At 65.5% G+C, this 24,281-nt stretch carries 24 protein-coding genes and 1 tRNA gene; 9 read left to right on the plus strand and 16 right to left on the minus strand.

Annotated features, from left to right (window positions below; translation table 11 throughout):
- Positions 1 to 9: 9 nt before the first annotated feature.
- The 10 genes from BOO69_RS13395 to BOO69_RS13440 form a co-directional block, all read right to left on the minus strand.
- A complete protein-coding gene (locus BOO69_RS13395; RefSeq protein WP_071972615.1) occupies positions 10 to 1,554 on the minus strand; it encodes a relaxase/mobilization nuclease domain-containing protein in 1,545 nt (514 codons plus the stop codon).
- Positions 1,548 to 2,024, minus strand: coding sequence for a plasmid mobilization protein (locus BOO69_RS13400; protein ID WP_237267463.1), 477 nt, complete (start codon positions 2,022 to 2,024; stop codon positions 1,548 to 1,550). Before BOO69_RS13400 ends, BOO69_RS13395 begins: the two co-directional genes overlap by 7 nt.
- A gap of 14 nt (positions 2,025 to 2,038) precedes the next feature.
- Entirely contained in the window at positions 2,039 to 2,893 is an 855-nt protein-coding gene (locus tag BOO69_RS13405) for a hypothetical protein (RefSeq protein WP_071972617.1), read from the minus strand.
- Between the two features lie 162 nt (positions 2,894 to 3,055).
- On the minus strand, positions 3,056 to 3,259 hold the full coding sequence (locus tag BOO69_RS13410) for a hypothetical protein (RefSeq protein ID WP_071972618.1): 204 nt from the start codon (positions 3,257 to 3,259) through the stop codon (positions 3,056 to 3,058).
- A 96-nt stretch (positions 3,260 to 3,355) separates the two neighbouring features.
- Positions 3,356 to 4,021, minus strand: coding sequence for a hypothetical protein (locus BOO69_RS23070; protein WP_152455666.1), 666 nt, complete (start codon positions 4,019 to 4,021; stop codon positions 3,356 to 3,358).
- A 3-nt stretch (positions 4,022 to 4,024) separates the two neighbouring features.
- Positions 4,025 to 5,206 (minus strand): tyrosine-type recombinase/integrase, encoded by a 1,182-nt coding sequence (locus tag BOO69_RS13420; RefSeq protein WP_071972620.1) that lies wholly within the window; start codon positions 5,204 to 5,206, stop codon positions 4,025 to 4,027.
- Positions 5,207 to 5,354: 148 nt separating this feature from the next.
- Positions 5,355 to 5,444, minus strand: a tRNA-Ser gene (locus tag BOO69_RS13425).
- A gap of 252 nt (positions 5,445 to 5,696) precedes the next feature.
- A complete protein-coding gene (ychF, locus tag BOO69_RS13430) occupies positions 5,697 to 6,794 on the minus strand; it encodes a redox-regulated ATPase YchF (RefSeq protein ID WP_071972621.1) in 1,098 nt (365 codons plus the stop codon).
- 41 nt (positions 6,795 to 6,835) lie between these two features.
- Positions 6,836 to 7,048 carry a hypothetical protein gene (locus tag BOO69_RS13435; RefSeq protein ID WP_071972622.1) on the minus strand — a complete coding sequence of 71 codons (213 nt, stop codon included), beginning with the start codon at positions 7,046 to 7,048 and terminating at the stop codon, positions 6,836 to 6,838.
- Complete coding sequence (locus BOO69_RS13440; protein ID WP_083545529.1) at positions 7,045 to 8,970, minus strand: MORN repeat-containing protein; 1,926 nt, start codon at positions 8,968 to 8,970, stop codon at positions 7,045 to 7,047. The genes BOO69_RS13435 and BOO69_RS13440 overlap by 4 nt, the downstream gene beginning before the upstream one ends.
- A gap of 99 nt (positions 8,971 to 9,069) precedes the next feature.
- Between BOO69_RS13440 and trpA the strand changes: the two genes are divergently transcribed.
- Positions 9,070 to 9,861: a tryptophan synthase subunit alpha gene (trpA, locus tag BOO69_RS13445; RefSeq protein ID WP_071972624.1), complete on the plus strand. Its 792-nt coding sequence runs from the start codon at positions 9,070 to 9,072 to the stop codon at positions 9,859 to 9,861.
- Positions 9,862 to 9,928: 67 nt separating this feature from the next.
- Here the strand turns inward: trpA and BOO69_RS13450 are convergent, their stop codons facing one another.
- Both BOO69_RS13450 and BOO69_RS13455 read right to left on the minus strand, forming a co-directional pair.
- Positions 9,929 to 10,393, minus strand: a complete 465-nt coding sequence (locus tag BOO69_RS13450) for a MarR family winged helix-turn-helix transcriptional regulator (RefSeq protein WP_071972625.1) — start codon at positions 10,391 to 10,393, stop codon at positions 9,929 to 9,931.
- A complete protein-coding gene (locus BOO69_RS13455) occupies positions 10,383 to 11,489 on the minus strand; it encodes an Acg family FMN-binding oxidoreductase (RefSeq protein ID WP_071972626.1) in 1,107 nt (368 codons plus the stop codon). The genes BOO69_RS13450 and BOO69_RS13455 overlap by 11 nt, the downstream gene beginning before the upstream one ends.
- Before the next feature lie 131 nt (positions 11,490 to 11,620).
- On the opposite strand from BOO69_RS13455, the gene BOO69_RS13460 reads away from it, so the two are divergent.
- Positions 11,621 to 12,787 (plus strand): alpha-hydroxy acid oxidase, encoded by a 1,167-nt coding sequence (locus BOO69_RS13460; RefSeq protein WP_071972627.1) that lies wholly within the window; start codon positions 11,621 to 11,623, stop codon positions 12,785 to 12,787.
- A 22-nt stretch (positions 12,788 to 12,809) separates the two neighbouring features.
- Positions 12,810 to 13,430 carry a hypothetical protein gene (locus BOO69_RS13465; protein ID WP_071972628.1) on the plus strand — a complete coding sequence of 207 codons (621 nt, stop codon included), beginning with the start codon at positions 12,810 to 12,812 and terminating at the stop codon, positions 13,428 to 13,430.
- Here the strand turns inward: BOO69_RS13465 and BOO69_RS13470 are convergent.
- Positions 13,414 to 14,589 (minus strand): MFS transporter, encoded by a 1,176-nt coding sequence (locus BOO69_RS13470; protein WP_071972629.1) that lies wholly within the window; start codon positions 14,587 to 14,589, stop codon positions 13,414 to 13,416. The two genes, BOO69_RS13465 and BOO69_RS13470, sit on opposite strands and share 17 nt — an antisense overlap.
- Positions 14,590 to 14,763: 174 nt before the next feature.
- Here BOO69_RS13470 and BOO69_RS13475 point away from each other — a divergent pair, with 174 nt between their 5' ends.
- Positions 14,764 to 15,438 carry a 50S ribosomal protein L25/general stress protein Ctc gene (locus BOO69_RS13475; RefSeq protein ID WP_071972630.1) on the plus strand — a complete coding sequence of 225 codons (675 nt, stop codon included), beginning with the start codon at positions 14,764 to 14,766 and terminating at the stop codon, positions 15,436 to 15,438.
- Between the two features lie 82 nt (positions 15,439 to 15,520).
- Here the strand turns inward: BOO69_RS13475 and BOO69_RS13480 are convergent, their stop codons facing one another.
- Positions 15,521 to 16,741, minus strand: coding sequence for a GNAT family N-acetyltransferase (locus BOO69_RS13480; protein ID WP_071972631.1), 1,221 nt, complete (start codon positions 16,739 to 16,741; stop codon positions 15,521 to 15,523).
- A 232-nt stretch (positions 16,742 to 16,973) separates the two neighbouring features.
- Here BOO69_RS13480 and pth point away from each other — a divergent pair, with 232 nt between their 5' ends.
- The 5 genes from pth to BOO69_RS13505 are packed head-to-tail and all read left to right on the plus strand — an operon-like array spanning position 16,974 to position 20,933.
- Entirely contained in the window at positions 16,974 to 17,672 is a 699-nt protein-coding gene (gene pth, locus BOO69_RS13485) for an aminoacyl-tRNA hydrolase (protein WP_071972632.1), read from the plus strand.
- Positions 17,669 to 18,706: a DUF2332 domain-containing protein gene (locus tag BOO69_RS13490; protein ID WP_071972633.1), complete on the plus strand. Its 1,038-nt coding sequence runs from the start codon at positions 17,669 to 17,671 to the stop codon at positions 18,704 to 18,706. The genes pth and BOO69_RS13490 overlap by 4 nt, the downstream gene beginning before the upstream one ends.
- A 57-nt stretch (positions 18,707 to 18,763) precedes the next feature.
- The gene (locus tag BOO69_RS13495; protein ID WP_071972634.1) at positions 18,764 to 19,918 is read left to right on the plus strand and encodes a serine hydrolase domain-containing protein; all 1,155 of its coding nucleotides are present in this window, start codon (positions 18,764 to 18,766) and stop codon (positions 19,916 to 19,918) included.
- Positions 19,919 to 19,925: 7 nt separating this feature from the next.
- Positions 19,926 to 20,303 (plus strand): DUF2237 family protein, encoded by a 378-nt coding sequence (locus BOO69_RS13500; protein ID WP_071972635.1) that lies wholly within the window; start codon positions 19,926 to 19,928, stop codon positions 20,301 to 20,303.
- 42 nt (positions 20,304 to 20,345) lie between these two features.
- A complete protein-coding gene (locus BOO69_RS13505) occupies positions 20,346 to 20,933 on the plus strand; it encodes a DUF4893 domain-containing protein (protein WP_071972636.1) in 588 nt (195 codons plus the stop codon).
- 60 nt (positions 20,934 to 20,993) lie between these two features.
- Here the strand turns inward: BOO69_RS13505 and trpB are convergent, their stop codons facing one another.
- The gene (trpB, locus tag BOO69_RS13510) at positions 20,994 to 22,226 is read right to left on the minus strand and encodes a tryptophan synthase subunit beta (protein ID WP_071972637.1); all 1,233 of its coding nucleotides are present in this window, start codon (positions 22,224 to 22,226) and stop codon (positions 20,994 to 20,996) included.
- A gap of 104 nt (positions 22,227 to 22,330) precedes the next feature.
- A complete protein-coding gene (locus tag BOO69_RS13515; protein WP_071972638.1) occupies positions 22,331 to 24,262 on the minus strand; it encodes an AsmA family protein in 1,932 nt (643 codons plus the stop codon).
- Between the last annotated feature and the right edge of the window lie 19 nt (positions 24,263 to 24,281).

Genomic DNA, 24,281 nt, shown 5'->3' on the forward strand with positions numbered 1-24,281 from the left:
ATTTGCCCATCAATGGCGTAGCCCATGCACGTCCTCCCCCATCTCGTCGTTCACCGCGTCCCGAGGCGCTTCTGCGCCTCCAGCGCGAGCGACAGGCTGTCCTTCAGCTTCGACGGGGCCTGCGTGGTGTCGGGGCCATCCTGCATCCAGCCGTTCAAGGCTTCGACCAATGAGAGCTGCGACCTGAGCAACGCGATCATGGAGCCGCGCAACCCATCCAGTTCCGTCCGCCTGTCCTGTCCGGAGGCGGCCAATTCCCGCGCGGATGCCTTCGAGGCTTCCGTCAACTGCTCGACGTAGCCCAGCAATTCGCGTTCGAGCGGCGTCAGACCATCCATCGCTCACTCCTTCGGGATCATGAGGCAGTCCACGGGTTCCCCCGCCAGCGAACAGCGGGCCAGCACCGCCCGGCCGCTGCGCGGGATCAGATAGGTCGCCTCCGGCCGCTCGATCACCCGGAGCCCCATCGTGTTCAGGTTGGGCATCAGCCAGGTCATCACCGTCCAGGTCGAGACCCCGGCGCTGATCATCAGGCAGCAGGCCACCAGCATCGGCCACATCAGGGCCTTCCATTCCGGCCGCGCTGCGTTCGCGCTCTGCCTCATGAGGTGCTTCCTCACGCGCAGCAGGTAGCCTTCCGTATCGGTCTTGATTGTAGCCAGCGCGTTTTCGGCAATGGTCTTCAAATCGGTCCTGAAGCTCTGCAACTGTGCGTCGATCGAGGCGGCGTTCTCTGCCCTGATCCGCTCCATGTCTGCGTTCAGCTTTTCGCTCAGCCGTTGCTTCGGCTCTCCAGTCTTCATGGAAAATCTCTCCTCTCAGGCGAAACCGTTCTTCGGTCTCGGGGTCTTTGACGGTCAGGTAATTCTTGCCCGCGCGGGGCACTTCGAAACCCGCATCGGTCAGCGCAGCGATCATTCCGGCACGGTCCTCGATCAGCCCCATGGAAATCTGGTCGCCGATCCAGGCATGGAGCCCGTCGCGCCCGGCGGCGCGGTCGGGCGCTTCGGACACCGGCTTGACCTCGGCCGCGCGTTCCACATCCATGGGATCGGCCCAGTCGTGGGTCTTGTTCATCAGGTCGCGCAGGCTGTCGAAGGCGCGTTCGTAGCCGGGGGGCGCGATGTTGAGGCTGCGTCCGCTGTGCAGCTCCATGCGCGGCGTGCAGAAATGCAGCTCGACGCGATCCTCGTGGGTGTGGCGCACCCAGAGGCAGGCGTAGCGGTCGGCGTCGAGGCCGGCGAAGGCGATCTCCTCGAAACGGTCGATCACCTCCTGCTGCTGGTCTTCGGTCGGGGCGTCCTCGCGGGCGAAGCTGACGACACCGGCGCGATAGGTCCATTTGTGCGGGCAAGCGTCGATCAGGTCGATCATGCCCTGAGGATCGCCGCGCAGGACCTCCGGCAGCGGTTCGCGGATCACGGTCATGGGCTGGCCGGATGCATCGCGGATCAAGTCGCGGTTGTCGTCATAGGCCAGCACGGTGCGGGCGGTCAGGTATTCGACAGGCCCCGCGCCGCCGCCCTTGCCGTTGGGGAAAAACTTGATCAGCATCCGGGCGGCCTCCGGTGCTGGGCGATGATCTCCGCCAACCGCCGCTCGATGCCGACCAGCGCCGCCGCCACGCGCAGGGCCTCGATCTCGCTGGCCCGGCCCGCGCGGGTCGCCGTGTTGAGCCACCGCGCGATCTGGTTGAGGTTCCCGCCATAGCGGGACACAGCCAGCACGAGTGCGGGATCGACACGGGGCGCAGGCTTGCGCCGCTTCGGAGCCGCACCCGTGGCGAGCTGCCGAAGCATGGCGGACATGGACAGTCCGCGATCCGCAGCCGCCTGCCGGATCAGCGCCTTTTCCTCGGAGGAGCAGTAGAAGAACACGGCTTCCTGCTTCTCCGAGGGGATCGCGCCCCGCGCGGTCCGGTTGGGGTTCGAAGGGGAGGCTTGCCGCCCCTCGCAAGGCCCCGGTTTGACGGTCGAAGACCTAGAACCGGGTCGCCTTGCTCTTTGCACTTCACCAGAACTCATGACCCCACCCGACATCAAGCCGAGGCGCGAAGTGCGCGAACTAACGGACTATTCAGGGTCGCGGCTAAAGGGCGAGCACTCTTCCCGGCCTGATTGCCGTCAATCTCGCCAGTGGCTGTGAAGTCATCCGGAAAGGCCATTTTTTCTTTTTTTGTATTTTTTGAATCTTCTCTTTTCTCTTGTGGCGGCAGGGTGTCCCCACCCTGATCGCACCCTGCCGCCACCCTGATGGCCTCCTGCATCTGAACTCTGTCAGCTGCTCGCTGCATCTTGGCTTCCGCTTCTACGAGACCAAGCATCACATCTTCGAACTCGCGAGCAACCGACGCGCCGTATTCCCGAAACTCTTCCTCTAGAAACGGTCGCAGGTTCCGAAACACGACCCCCGCGGTCGCCAGGAATACGCGAATTTCATCGACGATCTTCGGCCCGTGCTCGCTGCCCGCTTTGAAACGCTGCGCCCGAGCGAGGCACCCCAGGACGAACTCAGCGATAGAGCGGCGACAAATGTCAGTGGTCGGCAGTTCGCCGGACAGATAACCCTGCGCCAGGTTCTGGACGCGCGAGAGATTGTCAGGACAATTTATGGACCGAAACCAACCAGAGATTCTGAGCAGTTCGACCTCTGAATCATATTCAAGCAACTGCGCATCGTTCAGTCGCTGAACCGAGACTTGCAGCTGCTCCTCTGTAATCCCTGCCTCGGATGCAAAGAGAGAACGTGGATATCTGAACAAGCCGGAATAATCGGCCTGAGAACTCAGATGTGCGGTGAAGTAGACGTTTCTGTCTGTGCAACTTCGAAGGCCGCGAAAAGCAGCTGAGTTAAGCAGCGAGACATTGAGCATGGCAAATTTCTTGCGCGCCATAGGGCAAACCTTTCCCGTCAACCCAATTGCGGTTGGGCTGGCGATTGCCGGTGTTCGGCATCTGTCATGGGGTTGAAATCTGGGGCGCGTTTGTCCTAGGATTCCGGTGATTACGCGAATACGACAAGGCCCCGCCCCGTGCGGGGCTTTGTACTTTGGAGCCTATGCCGCATCACCAGGAGAGACGCGGTTCTCTTCGATGTAAGCGTTCAGATCGCGCCCGAGGTATTTCACCCGCCGACCGAACTTGACCCATGCCGGGCCCACCCGCCGGTGACGCCACTGCGCCCGTTTCGCGCGAGGGGCGATAAGATCAAGCTCTTTGTCACCATCATCGTAGACACGTTCGTTCTCAAAAATCTCCATTGTTCCGACATCGCCTTTCTTCGGTTGCGTTCGACTACATCCATATTGACCAGCCTGCCGCAAACGTCCTAGCGCAATCGAAAAAGCAACATCTTTCTACTTGAAAACAATGACTTGCATTCTTTTCTGTTTGATTGGTTTGGTATGCGTTGCCATGTTCAGGAGATCTCGGAACAGATACGGGAACTGAACAATGTGCGAATGGTCGAAACCAGGAACACGCGCCGCGAGTCGTTGCGCTTGAGCGTAGTCCAAATACACATATGCCAGCACCGGCTCGTAGAGCGCCCATAGCTTCTGTAGTGATCGAGGACTTCGTCCTAGGTAGTTCCGTGCGACTTCGATCCCTTCCGTATCGAGCACGCTCTTATATTCTTGCTGGGCAAACCCCTGTGCGTCAGCATATGCCGTTCCCTTGGATGACCCATGAATGACGATCCGGCGCAGCACATCTCCTAGGCGCATGACGTCCTGGCACATTTCATCCTGACCCAAGGCGCATTGTTTCACTGCATATCGAACAGCGCCTTCAAGCAACAATGGATCAGAGCCAGGGGTTGGCCACAGTGCGTCCCGCCTACCGGTCTTCAGGTACTGATCCCGAGCTCGAATCTCCAGCAGCCCGGTATGCAGCTTCAAAAAGTTGGCCTTCGTCTTAGTTGCTATTAGCAGCGCTCGTATGGCGAGCCACGCGGCGTCAAACTCCGAAATGAAAGACAGGTGGGAAATTCTTGCCGCGACATGTTCGATTTCAGTTGCCACAGATCAGCCCCCACGTTGCGAACAAGCGAAATGGTTCCAATCGCGCATCAGTTCGCGCCTTCTGGAAAGAAGATCAGATCGCGCATAGGCTCGCTCCACCTCCGACCCGACCTTGTGCCCCAAGCTCATTTCCGCCACCTCGCGTGGGTGATGACCCTCCTCGGCAGCCCAATCCCGAAATGCTGATCTGAAACCGTGCACGGTCACGCCGTCGATATTCATACGCCGGAGCAACATCAGCATCGACATGTTCGACAGCGGCTTGTGCCGGCGCTGGCCTTCAAAAACGCATTCAGAGCGCAGTGCCTTCAATGGCTCGATAATTGCCAACATCTGATCTGTAAGCGGGACGCGGTGTTCAGCACCCGTCTTGGTGCGTTCTTCTGGGATCGTCCAAATCAAGTCGTCAAAGTCAAACTCCTCCCAGACAGCTTGCAGAACCTCGCTGGTTCGGCACCCGGTCAGGCAGGTGAACATCAACGCTTTGGCCGCCATGCCGCTTTGTTGCGAGAGCTGCGCGTAGAATGCGGGCACATCCTGCCAGCGCATTGCGTTATGGTGCTTCACCTTCGCCTTCACGCGCGGCAGCACACGGGCGTCCATCACGACCGCCACGGGGTTTTCACCCTCGCGGTAGCCACGAGACCGGGCCACATCGAGGACCGCCTTCATCCGCTGCGCCACCCTGCGCGCGGTTTCGTGTTTCTCGGTCCAGATCGGCGACAACACCTGCAAGATTTCCGGCTGGTCGATATCCGAGACCGGCATCCGGCCGATCTTGGGAAAGGCATAGTCCGCAAGCGTGTTGATCCACTGTTGGCCGTGCTTCGGATTCTTCCAGGTCGGCAAGCGCTCGATGTGGACCTGCCGGGCGACCTCTTCGAAACAGGGCACGTCCTGATCCTTGTGGTATTTCGGGTTGAGGCCTTGCTTGGCGAGGCGGCGGTACTCCAGGGCGCGTTCACGAGCCACGTTGAGTGTCACGACGTCAGCACCGCCGAGGCCGAAATCGGTGCGAAGCGGCTTTCCCTGCCGATTCCGCTGTCCCTTCACCGTGACGCGGACGATCCAGCGCCGCGCGCCGGATGGATCGACCACCAGATACAGCCCGTGGCCGTCTCCATGTCGCCCAGGGCCGAGCGTTCGGACCAGATTCTTCGTCAGCTTTCCCGAGGTATAGGCCATATAAAATACCACAGTTCGTACCACCAAATGAACAGAACAGAGCGCAATCGAAACGAAGCCAATGAAATCAACGAACGCAGATGAGCGCATAAGTTCAGTAACTTATACGCTATCAAGCGGTCCCATGGGGTTCAATGAAAATGGTGGGTGGCGGAGACGAAGGGATTCGAACCCTCGAGACCCTTCCGGGCCTACTCCCTTAGCAGGGGAGCGCCTTCGACCACTCGGCCACGTCTCCGCCGACGTGTCTATGGGGCGCCTTCAGGGAAAACAAGCGGTTTTTGCCTCGATTCCGCAACGGGTTGAAATAACAGCGCGTTGCGGGGCGATGTGGGAGGCCGGCCCGTGGTCGCCGAACCATGTCGCACGGCCCCGTTCCGGCGCGCGCCCGATGCCCTGCCCCCGGTCAGGAGGCCGAAACCAGTTCACCGGCCGATGGAGCCGCCCGTTCCGGGCATCCGGTTCACACCGTCGGGGCGCAAAGACTCCGTCAGGTATTGAAGAGGAAGTGCAGGACGTCGCCGTCCTTGACCACGTATCCCTTGCCCTCCGCGCGCATCTTGCCCGCTTCCTTGGCCGGTCCCTCCCCGCCCAGCGAGACGAAGTCGTCGTAGGCGATGGTTTCGGCCCGGATGAACCCCTTCTCGAAGTCCCCGTGAATCACGCCCGCGGCTTTCGGGGCGGTGGTGCCGGACTTGATCGTCCACGCGCGCGCTTCCTTGGGGCCGACAGTGAAATAGGTCTCGAGATGCAGCAGCTCGTAGCCCGCCCGGATCAACCGGTCGAGCCCCGCTTCGGTCAGGCCCATCTCCTCGAGGAACATCTCCGCTTCTTCGCGGTCGAGCTGGCTGATCTCCTCCTCGATCTGGGCGGAGATGATGACATGGGCGTTCCCCTGCGCCGCGGCCATGTCGGCCACTTTCGCCGAAAGCGCGTTGCCATCCGCCGCGTCGCTTTCGCCCACGTTGCAGACGTAAAGCACGGGCTTGGTGGTCAGCAGTTGCAGCATGCGCCAGGCCTTCCGGTCCTCGTCGTCCACCTCGACCACGCGGGCGGGCTGGCCCGCTTCGAGCACCTCCAGCGCCGCGCGCATCAGCCGCTCCTGCTGGACCGCTTCCTTGTCACCGCCGCGCACCTTGCGGACGATGTTCTGAAGACGCTTCTCGATGCTTTCGATGTCCGCCAGCATCAGCTCGGTCTCGATGGTCTCGGCGTCCGCCACGGGATCGACCCGGCCCTCGACGTGGGTCACGTCCCCGTCCTCGAAACAGCGCAGGACATGGGCGATGGCGTCCACCTCGCGGATGTTGGCGAGAAACTGGTTGCCCAGCCCTTCGCCCTTGGACGCACCTTTGACCAGACCCGCGATATCGACAAAGGTCATGCGGGTCGGGATGATCGAATTGGATTTCGCGATATCGGCCAGCTTGTCCAGCCGGGCATCGGGCACGGCGACCTCGCCCACGTTCGGCTCGATCGTGCAGAAGGGAAAGTTCGCGGCCTGTGCCGCCGCCGTGCGGGTGAGCGCGTTGAAGAGCGTGGACTTGCCGACGTTCGGCAGCCCGACGATACCCATTTTGAAACCCATGATCCGGCCCCTTGTTCCTGCGTCTGCGCCCTCCTAGGGGGTCAGCGGCGCGCGCGCAAGTCCTCGGCGCGGGCGGCCTTTTCGCGCGAGGAAAAGATCAGGAACCACGCCAGCAGGATGAACATGGGGTGGGTCAGCCCACCGCTGAACAGCAGGGCGGGAATCCAGATCAGGAAGATCACGATCCCGAGGATCGGGTGCCCCGTCAGAAAGATCGAGAGCGGCGGCAGCAGGATGGCAAGCAGGTAATTCATATCCGGGATATAGGTGCGGTTTTTCCGGAGGGAAGAGCCGCGTTCAATCGAAACGGTCGAATTCCTGATAGCGGAACTTGCCGTCGCACATGTCCCTGGGCAGATTGCCATGCTTGGCAATCTGCAGGCGCCGGTCCGCACCTTGCGGATCGGAGGATCGGTCGATGTAGCGTGAGCGCAGCTTCCTCAGATCCCGGCGGGCAATCTCCAATGCGCGAAATTCGGTATCGTGGACTTTGACGTTCCGCTTGCGCTCCATGCGGTCGCGCCAACGCTTCAGCGCATCGGGCGTTCCGGCATAGCGCGCCACGCCCCAGGTGTTCACCGAACTCCAGCAGTCTTCGGGACCCAGCAGAAGCAGATGGAAGGTATCCAGTTCGACCGCCTCGAAGTGGTCGCTCCGCTCGACCCGTGCGTAACCAGGTCTGGAATAGTGGGGGGGCGGAGGTGAAAAAGGCGTCGTGCCCCGGCCTCAGCGTGGCCGCCTCGTAGCGGGTCTGCCCGCGCTGGCTGTCGACGCTGTGCCGCCGCCTGTTCTCACCGCTACGGATTATTCTGCGCGGCCGCGAGAGATTCGCCTTTCCCGGAAAGGGGTTTCGGTCGTAGAACTTGCCGTCTTTCACCCAGCCACGGCGCACCGCGCCGCTGGCGAAATACATGATCCCGCGCGCATCGCCGAACGCCCCCATGAAATTGCCCTTGAAGCGGTTGCCATTGCGGATGCGCGCTTCGCCGTCTCCCTTTGCTTTGCCATCCTCGAACGTTCCTTCGTAAACCGTTCCGGTCGTAAAGGTGAAGACACCCTGCCCGTGCCTTTGGCCATTCTGCCATTCGCCGACGTAGCGGTTGCCACTGGCGTAGTCATAGGTGCCCTGCCCATGCCGTTTGCCATCCTTGAAATGGCCGCGATAGACGCCGCCGCTGTCGTATGTGACCGTGTGGAACCCATTGCGCTTTTCTTGCATTGGCGCCGCCTGGCGCGCGTCTTGCGCCGCAGCGGCGGCGGCGCGCTCCTCGGCCTTGCGGGCGCGCGCGGCGGCTTCGGCCTGTTCGCGCTCCCGAGCCCGGCGCGGCGCGTCGAGCGCCGCCTGAAGTCGCGCGTCATCCTCTGCGTCCTTCCGGGCTTGCGCGGCCCGCTCCGCCGCGGTCTGAGAGGGCTTGGAAAAGGTGACCCGATCTTCGGTTCCGTTCACGGAATAGAGCCACGCACCCAGACCGCCGCCGACCGCAAAAACGAGGAAGGCGAACATCAGGACCATCCGATTGAACCGCTTTTCTTCAGCAACACTCCTGCGCCAGGACGCGGCCTGGCGTTCCGCCTTGGCCTCTTCCGCTGCCAGCCGCGCCTGTTCTTTCTGTTCCGCGGCCTGCCGCTCCGCCTCGGCCTTCTCGGCCTCGGCTTTCCGCGCCTCTTCGGCGGCCATCCTGTCGGCTTCGGCTTTCTTCGCCTCTTCGGCGGCCACCCTGTCGGCTTCGGCTTCCTTTGCCTCTTCGGCGGCAACCCTGTCGGCGTCGGCTTTCGCGCGTGCGGCAGCGGCCTTGTCCGCCTCCGCGCGCTCGCGCGCCGCGCCGTCGGCCTGCGCAGTCGCCGCTCCGGCATCCTCTGCCTGCTCATCCACTTGCCGGAACCGCGCCAGTATCGCGCCCGGTTCCGTCAGCATCTGGTTCACCCGGGCATCCGTCTGCTCGATCCGGCCGGTGAAGGGAACGGCCAGTTCGACCCGCTTGTCCGTACCCGCGCGCGCCAGCACGCAAAATACATCTCCCTTCTTCAGCAGTGTTCCCGCACGCCTGGCCGACATGACGATGTAGGGGTGGGAATCCGCATCGCGGGGTACTTTCAACGCAACAAGCCGGGACATGGACCTACTAAAGTCCAGGACTTTGCCCGAAAACAAGTGAAAAAGGCTTCTTCCCGCCATACGGGTGCGCCGCAAAATCCGCGCCGTCGCGATGCTGCCGATTGCGTTTTGCCGCGAGTTTGGGCATGCAGCGGTACCACCATACCGAAAGGCCCGTCCATGACCCGTATCGACGCCAAATTCGCCGCGCTGAAATCGCAGGGCCGCAAGGCTTTCGTATCCTACATCATGGCGGGCGACCCGGACTACGACCGATCGCTGGACGTGATGCGCGGCCTGCCGGGCGCAGGGGTGGACATCATCGAACTCGGCCTGCCGTTCACAGACCCCATGGCCGACGGCCCGACGATCCAGCTTGCCGGCCAGCGCGCGCTCGAAGGCGGGATGACCCTGCGCCGCACGCTCGACATGGCGCAGGCGTTCCGCGAGGAGGACGACGAGACTCCGATCGTGCTGATGGGATACTACAACCCGATCTACTCGATGGGGGTCGACGCGTTTCTCAAGGCGGCCGCCACCGCGGGCATCGACGGTCTCATCATCGTCGACCTGCCCCCCGAGGAGGACGAGGAGCTCTGCCTGCCCGCACAGGCCGCGGGGCTCAACTTCATCCGGCTCGCCACGCCCACGACAGATGACAAGCGCCTGCCCCGTGTCGCCAGCAACACCTCCGGTTTCGTCTACTACGTGTCGATCACCGGCATCACAGGTTCCGCCGAGGCGGAGGCGGCTGACGTCGCGCCCGAGGTGACCCGAATCCAGAAGGCGAGCGGCCTGCCGGTGATCGTGGGCTTCGGGGTCAACACCCCCGAGAAATCACGTGCCATCGCCGAAGTCGCGGACGGCGTCGTCGTCGGCTCCGCCATCGTGTCGCGCATCGCCAAGGGCGACAGCACCCAAGACGTGCTGGCCTTCGTCAAGAGCCTTGCAGACGGCGCTCACGCCGCCTGAGCCGGAAAGCAGACAGGGGTTCCGGGGCATCACCGGCTGGTCGATGACGCCGGGCGGTGCCGCCCGATCAGTCGCGCGCCGCGTCCATGACCTCGCGCAGGCGTACCAGCACCGGGAGGACCCCGGCCAGCGCGCCCACGTCCACCTGCCCCGCCAGCGCCTCCAACTCGGGCAAGAGCCTCTCGATCGTGCGGTCGCGCAGGGCCTGCCCCGCCGGGGTCAGCCAGACGGTCTTGGACCGCCCGTCCAGCGGGTTCGCCCGCAGTTCCACCAGCCCCTGTGCCGCAAGACCCTTGAGCGTATGGGTCATCGACGTCTTGGGCACCTGGAATGCACGGGCCATGTCGATCGGCACCGCCCCGTCGCCCCGCAGGACCAGATGGTTGAGCACCGCGAAGTGCGGCCCGATCAACCCATCGGGCAGCCGGGCTTCCAGCTGGTTGCGCGAAAGCTGTTCGATGATCCCGATCTCCTTGAAGACCTCGAACAGGACCTTCGGATCGACGGTTGCGGTGTCGGTGTCATGTGGCAATCAGCTTCGCCTCCAGTGGCCAGCGCGGCGTGCGCGGTGTCGCCGGACCATAGCCCAACCGCCCCAGCATTTGAACCGTGTGCCCCCCGGACGCCAGCAACGCATGTGCGCGGGCGCGGTGAACGGCCATCTCGGGGTATTCCTGCAACGTCTGGCTGACGGGGTGAAGCGACAGACCGAGGCGCGTCGCCGCGAGGTTGAGCCGAAGCCAGCGGCGCCCGGCCGCGATCTGGTCCAGACGGGTGTTGGAGGCGGTGGTCAGGACGGCGTAGGCCGGGGTCGCCGCCAGCATCCGTCGATAGATCTCGCCCCCCTGCCGGAAACCGGTGCTGTCGGGGTCGGCCTGGGCGGCCCGGTTGACGATCCCCAGCAGCATCAGGCTTTCCAGCATCGGCCCGCCAAGGTCGATCCCGTCGGGATCGGCGTTGATCTCGGCCTTGCCGAACCGCATCAGGTCGACGCTTTCCTGCATGGTTCTCGGGGTCAGGGCCTCCACCTCCCAGCCCGCCCAGGTCAGGCCACGCAGTGCGGCGACCATGGACGCCTCGGTGTGAATATCGGCCAGCGGTTCCAGCGCCTGCACCACGTCACGCGGAAGCGCACGGTCCTCGAACGGCTCCTTGCAGGAACGCCGGTCCAGAATATGCGCCGCAAGCGGATCCGGCGCGCCGCCCGGGTGGAACGTCGCCAGCGCGACAGGGCCGGTCTCCCCCTCAGGGAAGGGCGTCAGGTCCACCGCATGACCTGCCGCACCCGCCGCGAGGACCATCTGTTCGATGAAACATCCCAGACCGATGAAGATCTGCCGATCGAAAGGGTCCGTTTCGGGCAGCCGCCTCGCCGGGTCCCGGTGCAGCAGCAACCCCGCCTCCCCCTTCAGTTCGACCAGCCAGGGTTGCAGGTTGTGCGGGTTCGGCGCCAGCAGCGCGAAACTCACCGCGTTCAGGCGAGGGTCGTCGTAACTGCCCGCCAGCGCCCAGGGGCGGCGGGCGTCCGCAGGCTGGCGGGTGGTCAGGAATCCGGCGGCGGCGCCGGTGGCGGCGAGGATCGTGCCCCCACCGATGATCGAGATGGCCTTTCGGCGAGAGAGGGACATGGCAGGCTCCATTTGGTTCGATATTGCACCATATCCATATAGTTCAATATCGAACCAATCAAGCAAAACCTTTCGATTGCCTTCAAATCGGCCGATTGGTAAGGAAAGCAGACCAATATCGGAGCCTGCCCATGCCTGTCATCACGAACATCGAGGACCTCAAGCGCATCTACCAACGCCGGGTGCCGCGCATGTTCTACGACTACTGCGAATCGGGAAGCTGGACCGAACAGACCTTCCGCGAGAACAGCACGGACTTCGACAAGCTGCGCCTGCGCCAGCGCGTCGCGGTGGACATGTCGGGCCGCAGCACCGCCAGCCAGATGATCGGACAGGACGTCGCGATGCCCGTGGCGCTTGCCCCCGTGGGGCTGACGGGGATGCAGCGCGCGGATGGCGAGATCAAGGCCGCCCGCGCCGCGCGGGATTTCGGCGTGCCCTTCACCCTGTCCACCATGTCGATCAACTCGATCGAAGACGTGGCCGAAGCCACGCGCGCGCCCTTCTGGTTCCAGCTTTACACGATGCGGGACCAAGATTTCGTGCGCCGCCTGATCCAGCGGGCCAAGGACGCGAACTGCTCGGCGCTGGTCATCACGCTGGACCTGCAGATCATGGGGCAGCGGCACAAGGACATCAAGAACGGCCTGTCCGCCCCGCCCAAGCTGACCGCGCGCACCATCGCGGACCTTGCCACGAAATGGGGCTGGGGCATCGAGATGCTCAGCGCCAAGCGGCGAAACTTCGGCAACATCGTCGGCCACGTGCAGGGCATAAAGGACAATTCCAAGCTCGGCGCATGGAGCGCGGAACAGTTCGATCCGACGCTGGACTGGGACAAGATCGCCAAGATCAAGGAACAATGGGGCGGCAAGGTCATCCTGAAGGGGATCCTCGACGCCGAGGACGCAAGGATGGCGGTCAAGGTCGGCGCGGATGCCATCGTGGTGTCCAACCACGGCGGGCGGCAGCTTGACGGGGCGCTCAGTTCCATCGCGATGCTGCCGTCGATTTTGGACGCGGTCGGCGATCAGGTCGAAGTGCATCTCGATTCCGGCATCCGCTCGGGCCAGGACGTGCTCAAGGCCGTCGCGATGGGGGCGCAAGGCACCTTCATCGGTCGGGCCTTCATCTACGGGCTCGGCGCGATGGGACAGAAGGGCGTGACCGCCGCGCTCGAGGTCATCCAGAAGGAAATGGACGTGACCATGGCCCTCTGCGGCGTCACCAAGGTATCCGATCTCGGCCGCCACAACCTGCTGATCCCGCAGGACTTCGGCGGCGTATGGCAGCCATGATACAGGGAGGCAGGCCGGGGCCATGCTGATCTTCCTGCGCCACGGCCTCGCCTTTCTGGCCACGCCAAAGACCGGGACCACGGCCGTGGAAATGGCGCTGCGTCCCAAGGCCGAAATCGTCTTCGCCAAGAACCGCAAGCACGTCACCGCGCTGCGGTTCTCGCGCAAGATCGCCCCGTTCCTCGAAGATACCTTCGGCGTCCGTCCCGAGGCGGTCGCGATCATGCGCGACCCGACCGACCAGATCGCCAGCTGGTACCGCTACCGGGGGTCGGACAGGCTGTTGGGCACCGATCTCAGCACCCGCGACATCAGCTTCGACACCTACGTGCGCGAGGTCATCGGGGACGATCCGCCGCCGCGCGCGCAGATCGGCAGCCAGTTCAACTTTCTCACCGACGGCAAGGAAACGGTGATGGCGCAGCACATCTTCGCCTACACCCATCAGGCGGACTTCCGGCGGTTCATGTCCGACCGGCTGCGGACCGAGGTCACGCTGAAGCCGCGCAACGTGTCGCCGGGGGCGGACACCGGGTTGAGCGCCGAAACACTGGCCCGCCTGCGCGAAGCCCGCGCGCCCGAGTTCGCGCTGTACGACCGTGTCCTGGCCCAGGGCGGGCACCTGATCACCGCGCGGGACTAGGCCCCGCCTGCCCCGCCATGCTGCGCCGCGCCAGCGCGGGCATCACCGCCAGCGCGGTAAGGCACAGGATCGCCGCCACCACGACAAAGGCCGCCCTCAGGCCGAAACCCTCGGCCACGAGCCCCATCAGCGGCGGTCCGAAAAAGAACGCGCCGTACCCGAGGACCGACGCACGGCTGATCGCGGCCAGCCGGACGTCAGGCGTGACAAGCCGCCCCAGCAACCCCAGCGCAAGGGGCGCGACGACGGAAATCCCCAGCCCCCCGATGGCGAAACCCAGCAGCGCGACCGGCACGCTGGGGGCAACCCCCGCAAGCCCGATGCCCAGCGCGGACAGCAGGGTCGCCAGCAGCATCAGCCGGGTATCGCGGACAAGCCGCGACAGGCTGTGCCCGAACAGCCGCCCGATGCCCATCATCAAGCCAAGCGCCGCCGGCCCCAGCGCGCCCTCGCCCGCGGTGCCGCCAAGCGTGCGCTCCAGATGCAGCGCCGACCAGCCCTCGGCGGCCGCCTCGGCCAGAAAGGCGGTCAAGACGACCAGCCCCACCAGCAGGACGACGGCATGGGGGATCTCGCCCGGCATGTCGGACAGCGCGGGTTCCTCGACATCCGCCACCCGGTCACGGGCGGCCAGCGCCAGAATCATCAGCAGTCCGGCCAGCAGAAGGAACACCGTCACCGTCCCCACGCGCGCCTCGCGCAGGGCACCGGTGGCCAGCGCGGCCCCGGCATAGGCAAAACTGTAGAGCGCATGGTTGAGGTTCATCAGGCTGCGCCCGTGGCGCGCCTCTATGTCCGAGACGCGCGCGTTCACCAGCACGTCCACGACGCCCGACCCCATGGAGGCCAGCGCCATGCCCCCCACCAGCAGAACCAGCGTGGCCGACGTGCCCGAAGTCAGCATCCCCATGGCGACGATCACGATACCCACCGATACCGCGATCCGGCCGAACATCTGCTGGAACATCGGCGCCAGCCACATCGCCGCGATCGCCCCGAGCGACGCCAGCAGCACGGCACCGCCATAGGCCCCGTCACTGGCGCCCACCTGCGCCTTGATGACGGGCATCTGCGCAAAGTACGTGGACCACGAGACGCCGATGGCGACAAAGCCGGCGAGCGGTCGGCGCGACAGGTAAAGATCGTGTTTGAAGCCCATGCCACCCCCTGCCACGCTCCCACGGCGGAGCCAAGGGGCCGAACGCAGTTTTACCCTTTTCATGGCGGCATTTCGCGTCTATACGCGCGGCTTCATGCGGGTGCGCTCCTCGGGGCGGCCCGATCCGCAGGGACGACAGCCTTGGAGGCGTCCCGTAACATATTGGAGATTAAAATGGCCGGAGAGATTCCAGATCTTGAAGCCCAGGTACGGACGGGGACAGGCAAGGGCGCCGCTCGTCAGGCACGCCGTGACGGCATGGTACCGGGGATCGTTTTCGGAGGCGACGCAGACCCGCTTCCCATCAACATCCCGTTCAACAAGCTGCTGACCATGCTGCGCAAGGGCCGCTTCAAGGCGACCCTGTTCAATCTCAAGGTCGATGGTCATGACGACGTGCGCGTCATCTGCCGCGACGTTCAGCGCCACGTGGTCAAGGATCTGCCGACCCACGTCGACCTGATGCGCCTCAAGCGCTCGACCAAGATCAACCTGTTCATCGGCGTCGAAGTCGAAGGCGAGGAAGAATCCCCCGGCCTCAAGAAGGGCGGCGTGCTGACCCTGGTCCGGCCCGAGGTGGAACTGGTCGTGACCGCGGCCGACATCCCGGAAAGCATCACGGTCGATGTCTCCGGCCTCGAAATCGGCGACAGCGCGACGATCTCGAACGTCAAGCTGCCCGAAGGCGCCAAGCCTGTGATCGACCGCGACTTCGTGATCGCGCAGGTCTCCGCACCCTCCGGCCTTGCCTCGCAGGACGACGAGGACGAAGACGAGGATGTGGCAGCAGACGAAGTGCCGACATCCGAAATGGGCCCGCCCGACGGCGAGCAGGACAGCGACGAATAATCGCCTATCCATTGGAAAGTTCAGCGGGGTCGCCTTTGGCGGCCCCGTTTGCGTTCGGGGGGCGGCGCGGCCCCCGCTCCCGTCAGCTCAGCAGCCGCGCCAGTTGCGCGCAGGCGCGGGTCGCACGGTCGGTCCGGCCCTCTTCGATGAAACCCTGCAACCGCGCCAGCGCCGCCCCGAGGCAGAGGGAATCGAACACGGTGTCGTCCGACGGCTCCCGGCGGCGCGCCTCGAAGAACAGCACATCGACGTCCTGCGCCCCGTAGCCGTATTTGTAGGGCTCGTTGCCATGGCTGAAATCGTAGCAGCCAAAGCCCTGTTCGATCGCCCAGGCGATGGCGTGAAAATGCAGCGCCGCCCCGACAAAGGGTTCCTCCGCCGTCTGGTCCCGGCCCACCATGATGAAATGCACCATGCCACGGCGGCGGTCGATCACGTGGCCCAGCGCACCCAGCGGCCTGTCGCCCTGCCACAGCACCGGCAGGAACAGGCTGTCCGTGCGCGCGGCGGCTGTCAGCATCCTGCGGTATTGCGCCACGATCCCTTCGGTCTGACGGCCCTTCTTCTCGCCCCATGTGTCGGCCCAGAAGCGCATCAGCGTGTCGAGGTCAGCCTCTAACGTGTCGCCGGTGGCATGGGTGATGCGGTAATCGCCCGTATCGAGGTGCTTTCGGCGGAACCGGTTGTATTGCTGGCGCCTGTTGCGGCTGACGGATGCGGCGAGATAGGTGTCAAAGTCATCCGGCAGCGTCACCTGCGGGCATTTCAGGTTGTCGGTCTCGCCCCGGTTTATCATGTAGGGCTGGTACCGAACGGCGATGCCTGCCTGCTCCAGCGCGTCGGTAAAGATGCGGCACCGCCCGGCTTGCGCGACATACCGCATAGACAGGCTGATCCAAGGCATCGCCGCCAGGTGCCGCGCCGCTGCCTCCAGCCCCTCGCGCTGCAGCTCCGGCGCGCAGAGAAACCCGGTGTACTCGCTCCACAACAGGCGCCCCCCGGCCTGCAACTGGGTCTGGAACTCCTGCCTGCTGCCGCTCCAGTGAACGCGGTATTTCAGCGGCACCAGGCAGATCACATCACCCGCGCCATCCCGCACGACCAGCACGCTCCATCGGTAAAGCTGGTCGGCGAAGGCCTCGTTGAACCAAGCCCAGGACAGGAACACCGTGGTTTCCGGGTCGCGCGCTTCCAGCGCCTGCCATTCCTCCCGCAGCGCGGCAAAGCCCGCGGGCGTATCTATCACCTGGACGGCGAGGTCCGCATCGGCCGTGCTTCCGGTCGTGACGACATCGTGTTTCATAAACTACCCCGTGCTGTCGGCTGCCTGCATGCATGCGGCGTCCGAGTGGCCGGGATAGCCCCGGAATCTGGCGACAATGGGCGGGGAACAAGGAAAAGTTGCGCGGCCCTCCCCAAAGGGGTTCCCGTCGTGACGGCGGACCGGGCCATCTATCCCCACTGGGCCGTCGACACCGCGTTCCGTTTGCCCACGGCCTTTGCTAGGGTGTGTGCGACCCCAGCAGGAGACGCGCATGAAACTCATCGTCGGCCTCGGCAACCCCGGCGCCAAGTACGCCCGGAACCGCCACAACATCGGCTTCATGGCACTCGACCGCATCGCGGCCGAACACGGCTTTCCGGCATGGAAGGGCAAGCATCAGGGCGCCGTGAGCGAGGGGCGTTTCGGCAGCCTGCGCGCGGTGCTGCTCAAGCCCGAAACCTTCATGAACAACTCGGGCCAGTCGGTTCAGGCAGCGGCCAAGTTCTACAAGATCGAGCCGCAGGATGTCATTGTTCTGCATGATGAAATCGACCTCGCGCCCGGCAAGGTCAAGTGCAAGACCGGCGGCGGCCACGCGGGCCACAACGGCCTGCGGTCGCTGCACCAGCACATCGGACCGGACTATCATCGCGTTCGGCTGGGCGTCGGCCATCCGGGTCACAAGGACGCCGTGCCGGGCTACGTGCTGCGCGATTTCCCCAAGGCCGACGAGGCATGGCTGGACGACGTGTTGCGCGGGATCGGCGAGGGCGCCCCGGACCTTGCCGCCTGGGATACGGCCAAGTTTCTCAACACCGTCGCGATGCGGGTCAACCCGCCGCGGTCCGGCACGGGAACGAAGGGGCCGCAGCCCGCGAAGCCCGCGCAAGAAACAGGGCCCGAACCAACAACGCCCGAACCGGATCCCGACAAGTCGCCCCTGCAGAAACTGATGGAACGCTTTCGGTGAACCTGCGGGAAGCCTTCGAGTATCAGGCCGATACCTGCACCCGCCTCGGCTCTCCCTTCATGGGAAAACTGCTGACCATCCTCTCGGCAAACTGGCCCACCGACAGCGCATTGGGCCGCAAGTTCGCGGCCTTCGAGGGCGACATCGGCCCCGCGGGCCATTCCCTGCCCCTGCGCCTCGCGGGCGGTCTGCACGCGCTGGTGCTGAACCGTGCCTCCCCCGAACTGGCCGCGCTCTACCCGCCCCATGACGCCAGCGAGAGCGCCCTGCGCGATGCCGTGGTGGCGGCCCTGTCAAGGCACGAAGCCTTCCTTCTCGACTGGACCGACAGCGCGCCGCAAACCAACGAGGTCCGCCGTTCCGCCGCCCTGATCGCGGGCGCGCACGTGGCCGTTCAGCAGTTCGATCTGCCGATCCACCTCAGCGAGCTCGGCGCAAGCGGCGGTCTGAACCTGATGTGGGATCACTTCGCGCTGGAGATCGAAGGAACACGCTTCGGCGCGCAGACCCCGGTTCTCACCCTGACCCCGGAATGGGCGGGGCCGCTGCCGCCTTCCGCCCGGCCCCGCGTGGCCTCCCGCGCGGGCGTCGACCTGAACCCCCTCGATCCCGCGCAGGGCGAAGACCTCCTGCGGCTGACGGCCTATCTCTGGCCCGATCAGCCGCAGCGGCAGGTGCTGACCCGCGCCGCCGCCTCGGTGGCCACCGTGCCGGTCGTCCGCGGAGACGCCATAGACTGGCTCTCGCGCCGCCTGCCAAGCGCGCCCGAAAGACACCTCCACCTGATCCAGAATACCGTCGCGTGGCAGTATTTCCCCAAGTCCGCCCGCGACCGGGGCCGCGCCATGATCGAGGCCGCGGGCGCGCGCGCCACCGCGCACCGCCCGCTGGCGTGGCTGTCGATGGAAAGCGACGGTGACACAACGGGCAAGGCCGGGGCGGCCCTCGTTCTGCGGTTCTGGCCCGGCGACGTCACGCTCGACCTCGGACGCGCCGATTTTCATGGCCGCTGGATCAACTGGACCCACGGCTGACACTGGTGCCGCGCGCCCCGCTGTGATTGGATGCCCCCGATAGGCAAGGAAACGGACATGCGCAGCTTTCTGAAATGGACCTTCCGCGCCCTGCTGTTGCTCATCGTGATCGCGGTGGCCGCGGGCCTGTGGAAACGCGAGGAGATCACCCGGCTCATGGCCGTGAACTCGCTGTTCTCCGAGGAAAAGATCGTCGACAACTTCAGCCACATGGACCGTGCGTTCCTGACTACGGAGGTGCCGCGCGGCAACGGGCCGACCAGTCCGCTGCCCTACGGCCCGGATGCCGCCCTTCCTCCCGGCACCGATGACTGGGTGGAGGAACGCAGCCTGACGTCGTTGCTGGTGCTCAAGGACGGCGAGATCGTGCACGAAAGCTATTACCAGGGCACCTCTGCCGAGGACCGGCGGATCAGCTGGTCGGTGGCCAAGAGCTTCCTCTCGGCGCTCGTGGGCGTTCTGCTCGACGACGGCACCATCGAATCGATCGACGACCCGGTCACCAAGTACGCGTCCTTGCTGCAGGGCGGGGCCTACGACGGCGCCAGCCTGCGGCAGGTTCTCAACATGGCGAGCGGTGTGACCTTCGACGAGGATTACCTGGACTTCAATTCCGACATCAACCGCATGGGCCGGGTGCTGGCACTGGGCGGCCGGATGGACGACTTCGCCGCCCACCTGACAGAAACCTTCGCCGAACCGGGAGAGACATGGAAATACGTCTCCATCGACACGCATGTGATCGGCATGGTCGTGCGCGGGGCCGCGGGCAAGCCGGTGGCCGACCTGCTGAGCGAACACATCATCCAGCCGCTCGGGCTGGAATACGCCCCCTATTATGTCACCGACGGGGTGGGCACCGCCTTCGTGCTCGGCGGTCTGAACCTGACCACGCGGGACTACGCCCGCTTCGGCCAGATGTACGCCCAGCGCGGCGCGTGGCAGGGTCGGCAGATCGTCCCGGCCGACTGGGTCGACGCCTCGACCGAGCCGAGCGCGCCGGGCGGCGCCGGCTACGGCTACCAGTGGTGGATCCCCGACGGGTCCGCGCCGGGCGAATACATGGCGCGCGGCATCTACGGGCAGTACATCTACATCGACACCGCGCGGCAGGTCGTCATCGTCACCACCGCCGCCGACCGCCAGTTCCGCGCCCCCGGCGCGAACGACCAGAACGTGGACATGTTCCGCGCCATCGCCCGAAACCTGTGAGGACCGCATGGAACCCGAAGACAGCATCAACGTGACCGGCGGGCCGCTGGCGGTCTGCGGCACCGACCCCGTCACCGGGTTCTTCCGCGACGGTCACTGCAACACCTGCGCCGCCGATCAGGGCAGCCACACGGTCTGCGCTGTCATGACCGCCGAATTCCTTGCCTATTCCAAGTACGTCGGCAACGATCTGAGCACGCCGCGGCCCGAGTACGGCTTTGCCGGTCTGAAACCGGGCGACCCGTGGTGCCTCTGCGCCAGCCGCTTCCTGCAGGCCGCCGACGAGGGCTGCGCGCCACGGGTGCACCTGGCCGCGACCCACCGGCGCGCACTGGACATCGTGCCGCTCGACGTGCTGCAGGCGCATGCCGCCGGCGGCGACTGACCACCGCCCCATCCGTCTCCCTCTCCGCTGAAAGGACATGCCATGAAGCCCTGCCTCGGCCCCGCCCTCGCCCTGCTGCTGACAGCCACCGCCGCCCCCGCGCAAGTCGACCTGCGTGCCGCGGACGCCGCCCGGCTCGACGGGTTCGAAAGCGCCGCGGGCCGCGCGCTGCTGCAGGCGCTGGCCGGCGGCGCCGAGGGGGACGTGGCCGCGCTGGTTACGGCGCTCTCGGGCACGCCGCAGGTGGCCTTCGACGAAACGCTGGCGGGCGACTGGTCCTGCCGGACGATGAAACTGGGCGGCATCAGCGCGCTGGTGGTCTACACCGATTTCAGGTGCCGCTTCACCCTGCGCCCGGATGGCACCTTCGCCTTCGAGAAGCTCACGGGATCGCAACTGACACACGGCACGATCAGCTTCCGCGAGGGGCGCGCGGTCTACGTGGGGGTCGGCTACGTGGCCGACGAAACTCCCGCCGATTATGCCGACCTTCCCGCCGATTTCGTCTCGGACGGTCGCGTCCAGACCGACGTGGCCGTGTTCGAGCGGGTCAGCCCGCGGCGCGCACGGCTGATGTTCCCCGCCCCGGCGGTGGAAAGCGACTTCGACATCCTCGAACTGACGCGCTGATCTTCTTTATGCCCCAAATACCTCCGGGGGTCCGGGGGCAGAGCCCCCGGGACGTCCGTGTCAGGCGAAATCGCCCATCTCGAACCCCAGCGCCTTGGCGACGGTAAAGATGTCCTTGTCGCCGCGGCCGCACATGTTCATGCAGATGATGTGATCCTTCGGCAGTTCCGGGGCGATCTTCATCACGTGGGCCAGCGCATGGCTCGGCTCCAGCGCCGGGATGATTCCCTCCAGCGCACAGCACTTCTGGAAGGCGGCCAGCGCCTCCTTGTCCGTGATGGACACATATTCCGCCCGCCCGATGTCATGCAGCCAGGCATGTTCCGGCCCGATACCCGGATAGTCGAGACCCGCCGAGATGCTGAACCCTTCGAGGATCTGCCCGTCCTCGTCCTGCAGCAGGTAGGTGCGGTTGCCGTGCAGCACGCCCGGCCGCCCCCCGGTGAGCGAGGCGCAATGCTCCATCTTCTCGTTCACGCCCTTGCCGCCGGCCTCGACCCCGATGATCCGGACCTCCTTGTCGTCGAGGAAGGGATAGAACAGCCCCATGGCGTTGGAGCCGCCGCCGATGGCGGCGATCACCGTGTCGGGGAAACGCCCCTCGGCCTCGGTCATCTGCTCGCGCACCTCCTTGCCGATGATCGACTGGAAGTCGCGGACCATCGCCGGATAGGGGTGCGGGCCCGCCACGGTGCCGATGCAGTAGAAGGTATCGCGCACGTTCGTCACCCAGTCGCGCAGCGCGTCGTTCATGGCGTCCTTCAGGGTGCCCCGCCCCGAGGTCACGGGAATGACCTCGGCGCCCAGCAGCTTCATGCGGAACACGTTGGGGGCCTGCCGCTCCACGTCGTGCGCCCCCATGTAGACCACGCATTTCAACCCGAACTTGGCGCAGACCGTGGCGGTCGCGACCCCGTGCTGCCCCGCCCCGGTCTCGGCGATGATGCGCTTCTTGCCCATGCGCCGGGCAAGGATGATCTGGCCCAGGACGTTGTTGATCTTGTGCGCGCCGGTGTGGTTCAGCTCGTCACGCTTCATGTACACCTTGGCCCCGCCAAGGTCTTCGGTCAGCCGTTCGGCAAAGTAGAGCGGGCTGGGCCGGCCGACGTAATGCTTCCACAGGAAATCCATCTCGTCCCAGAAGCTCTGGTCGGTCTTCGCGATCTCGTACTGTTCTTCCAGTTCGAGGATCAGCGGCATCAGCGTCTCGGACACGAAACGCCCGCCGAATTCGCCGAACCGCCCCTTCTCATCGGGACCGGTCATGAAGCTGTTGAATAGATCGTTGGCCATGGGATGCTCCTGCGACTGCGCCGTGCAGATGTAACGCAGCAGCGCGGCGGGCGGAACCCCAAGACTGCGCCGCGCGGTCGACAGGACGATGCGCGCGGCCCGCGCTATTCGAGGATCTTCAGCAGGCGCTGTTTCAGCCGGTCCTCCACCTTGTCCTTCACCGCCTCCTCGATCGACCTGCCGTCCTGCGGATCGAGGTCCAGTTCCTCGGCCAGTTTCTGCTTTACCCGGTCCTCGATCTGCGCCTTCTCGGCGGCAAAGTTCAGGTCCACCGCCGCCTTGAGGTCGGGCCGGATCGACGGGTCGGCCCAGGGGCCGCTGATGCGGACCGGCACCGCCAGCCCCCGGTCCCCGTTGACCCGCAGCGCCTTGGGGGTCACGGTATAGTCCAGTGTCTGCGCGCCGAGGTTCACCTGCCCCGCGCCGGTCGCGTTGAAATTGGGCAGCAGCAGCAACAGGTCGTCGTTGCGCAGCACCCCCGCGTCCATGGTGAATTTCGCCCCGAGGGAATCGAAGATCGTCGTGCCCCCCTTCACGTCGAAGGATCCCAGCAGCGCATCCAGATCGATCCCCTCGATCGTGCCGCGCCCCACCTTGACCGCGCCCTTGCCCGACAGCGACCGCATGATCGCGTCCACGCTCTGCCCGACGCCGAGGAACGACACCTCCGCATCTCCCTGGCCGCTGAAGCGGGTGAGGTCCGCAAGGTCGGTCAGCAGCGGGTTCATCTGCACCCCCTGCGCCTGCACGGCCCCGCCCACCGACAGGCCGGAGCGGTTGTTCATCACGAACTGCCCGGTCAGCCGCCCGCCGTAGCCCGCGACCTCGCGCATCTCGAAGACCATCCTCGACCGGTCGTTGCTGAGCAGCGTGCGCGAGGCCCCCAGTTTCAGCGCGCCGAGGTCGATGCTGTCGGCGCTCAGGGCGATCTCCCCGTTGAAGGCGGCAAGGCCCGACGCGTCGATCGGCGCCGTCGACCAGCCGCCGCCACCGGCACCAGCCGTCGCGTCGGCCCCTTCCGCCGCGCCGCCGCCGGTCACCCCCGTCAGGTCCAGCGCCCCGGCGTTCAGCTGTGCGTTGACCTGCGGCGTGCCGTTCAGGCCGATGTCCGCCGCGCCGCGCAGCGTGTTGCCACCGAGGTCCGCCACCAGCTCGCGCAGCGACAGCCGGCGCTCCGGCGTCAGGGTGAGGTCCGTCGTCACGGCCAGCCGCTGCCCCAGCCCGCGCGGCAGGGCGACACCCGGCTGGCCCAACGCCGCAAGGAACGCGGCCGTGTCCGATGTATCGAACGCGACCCGTCCTGCCACGGCGCCGTTCAGCGCCGCCCGTCCGTCCAGCGTGACCTCGCCGGAGGGGGCCGTGACGGTGGCCTCGACCGGCTGCACCTCTCCGGCCAGAAACTGCGAGAACGCCCCGATCCGCGCGGCGACGGTCACCGGCGCGCCCGCAGGCCGCAACACCGCACGCAGATCGGCAGGGCCGCTGCCCTCGGGCCAGTCCAGCGACAGATCGACACCGCTATAGGTCAACAGGTCCGCCCCCTCGGCGTCGTAGATCAGCGTCGCGTCGGTGATGTTCAGCTTTTCGATCGCCACGGGCCGCGCCGTGCGTTCCGGCGCGGTCCCGGTCTCTATCTGCGCCGCGCCCGTGGCATCGGTGAACTGCCAGCTCGCCCGCCCGTCCCGGCGGCTTTCCAACCGGATCGTGGGGCTTTCCGCCGCGATGTTGGTGATCCTGATCTCCCCCCGCAGCAGCGCCATCGCATCCACGCCGATGGCGGCGTTGGAGGTGGACAGCATCGCCCCTTCCTTGGCCCAGTCGGCGTTCCCGACCTCGAGCCTGTCCGCGCTCACGCCCAGCACCGGCCAGAACGTCATGGAGACATCGCCGGTGATCGTCACGTCCCGCCCCGTGACCTTGCGCAACTGGTCCGCCGCGATGCCGGCGATCCGTTCCGCCGGCAGCATCAGCAACCCGACCACCACCAGAACCACGATCAGCATCAATGCGCCGATGATCCGAATGACCCACTTCATGCCCGCTCTCCTCGACCGA

The organism is Sulfitobacter alexandrii (assembly GCF_001886735.1).
In the GTDB taxonomy this organism is placed as follows: domain Bacteria; phylum Pseudomonadota; class Alphaproteobacteria; order Rhodobacterales; family Rhodobacteraceae; genus Sulfitobacter; species Sulfitobacter alexandrii.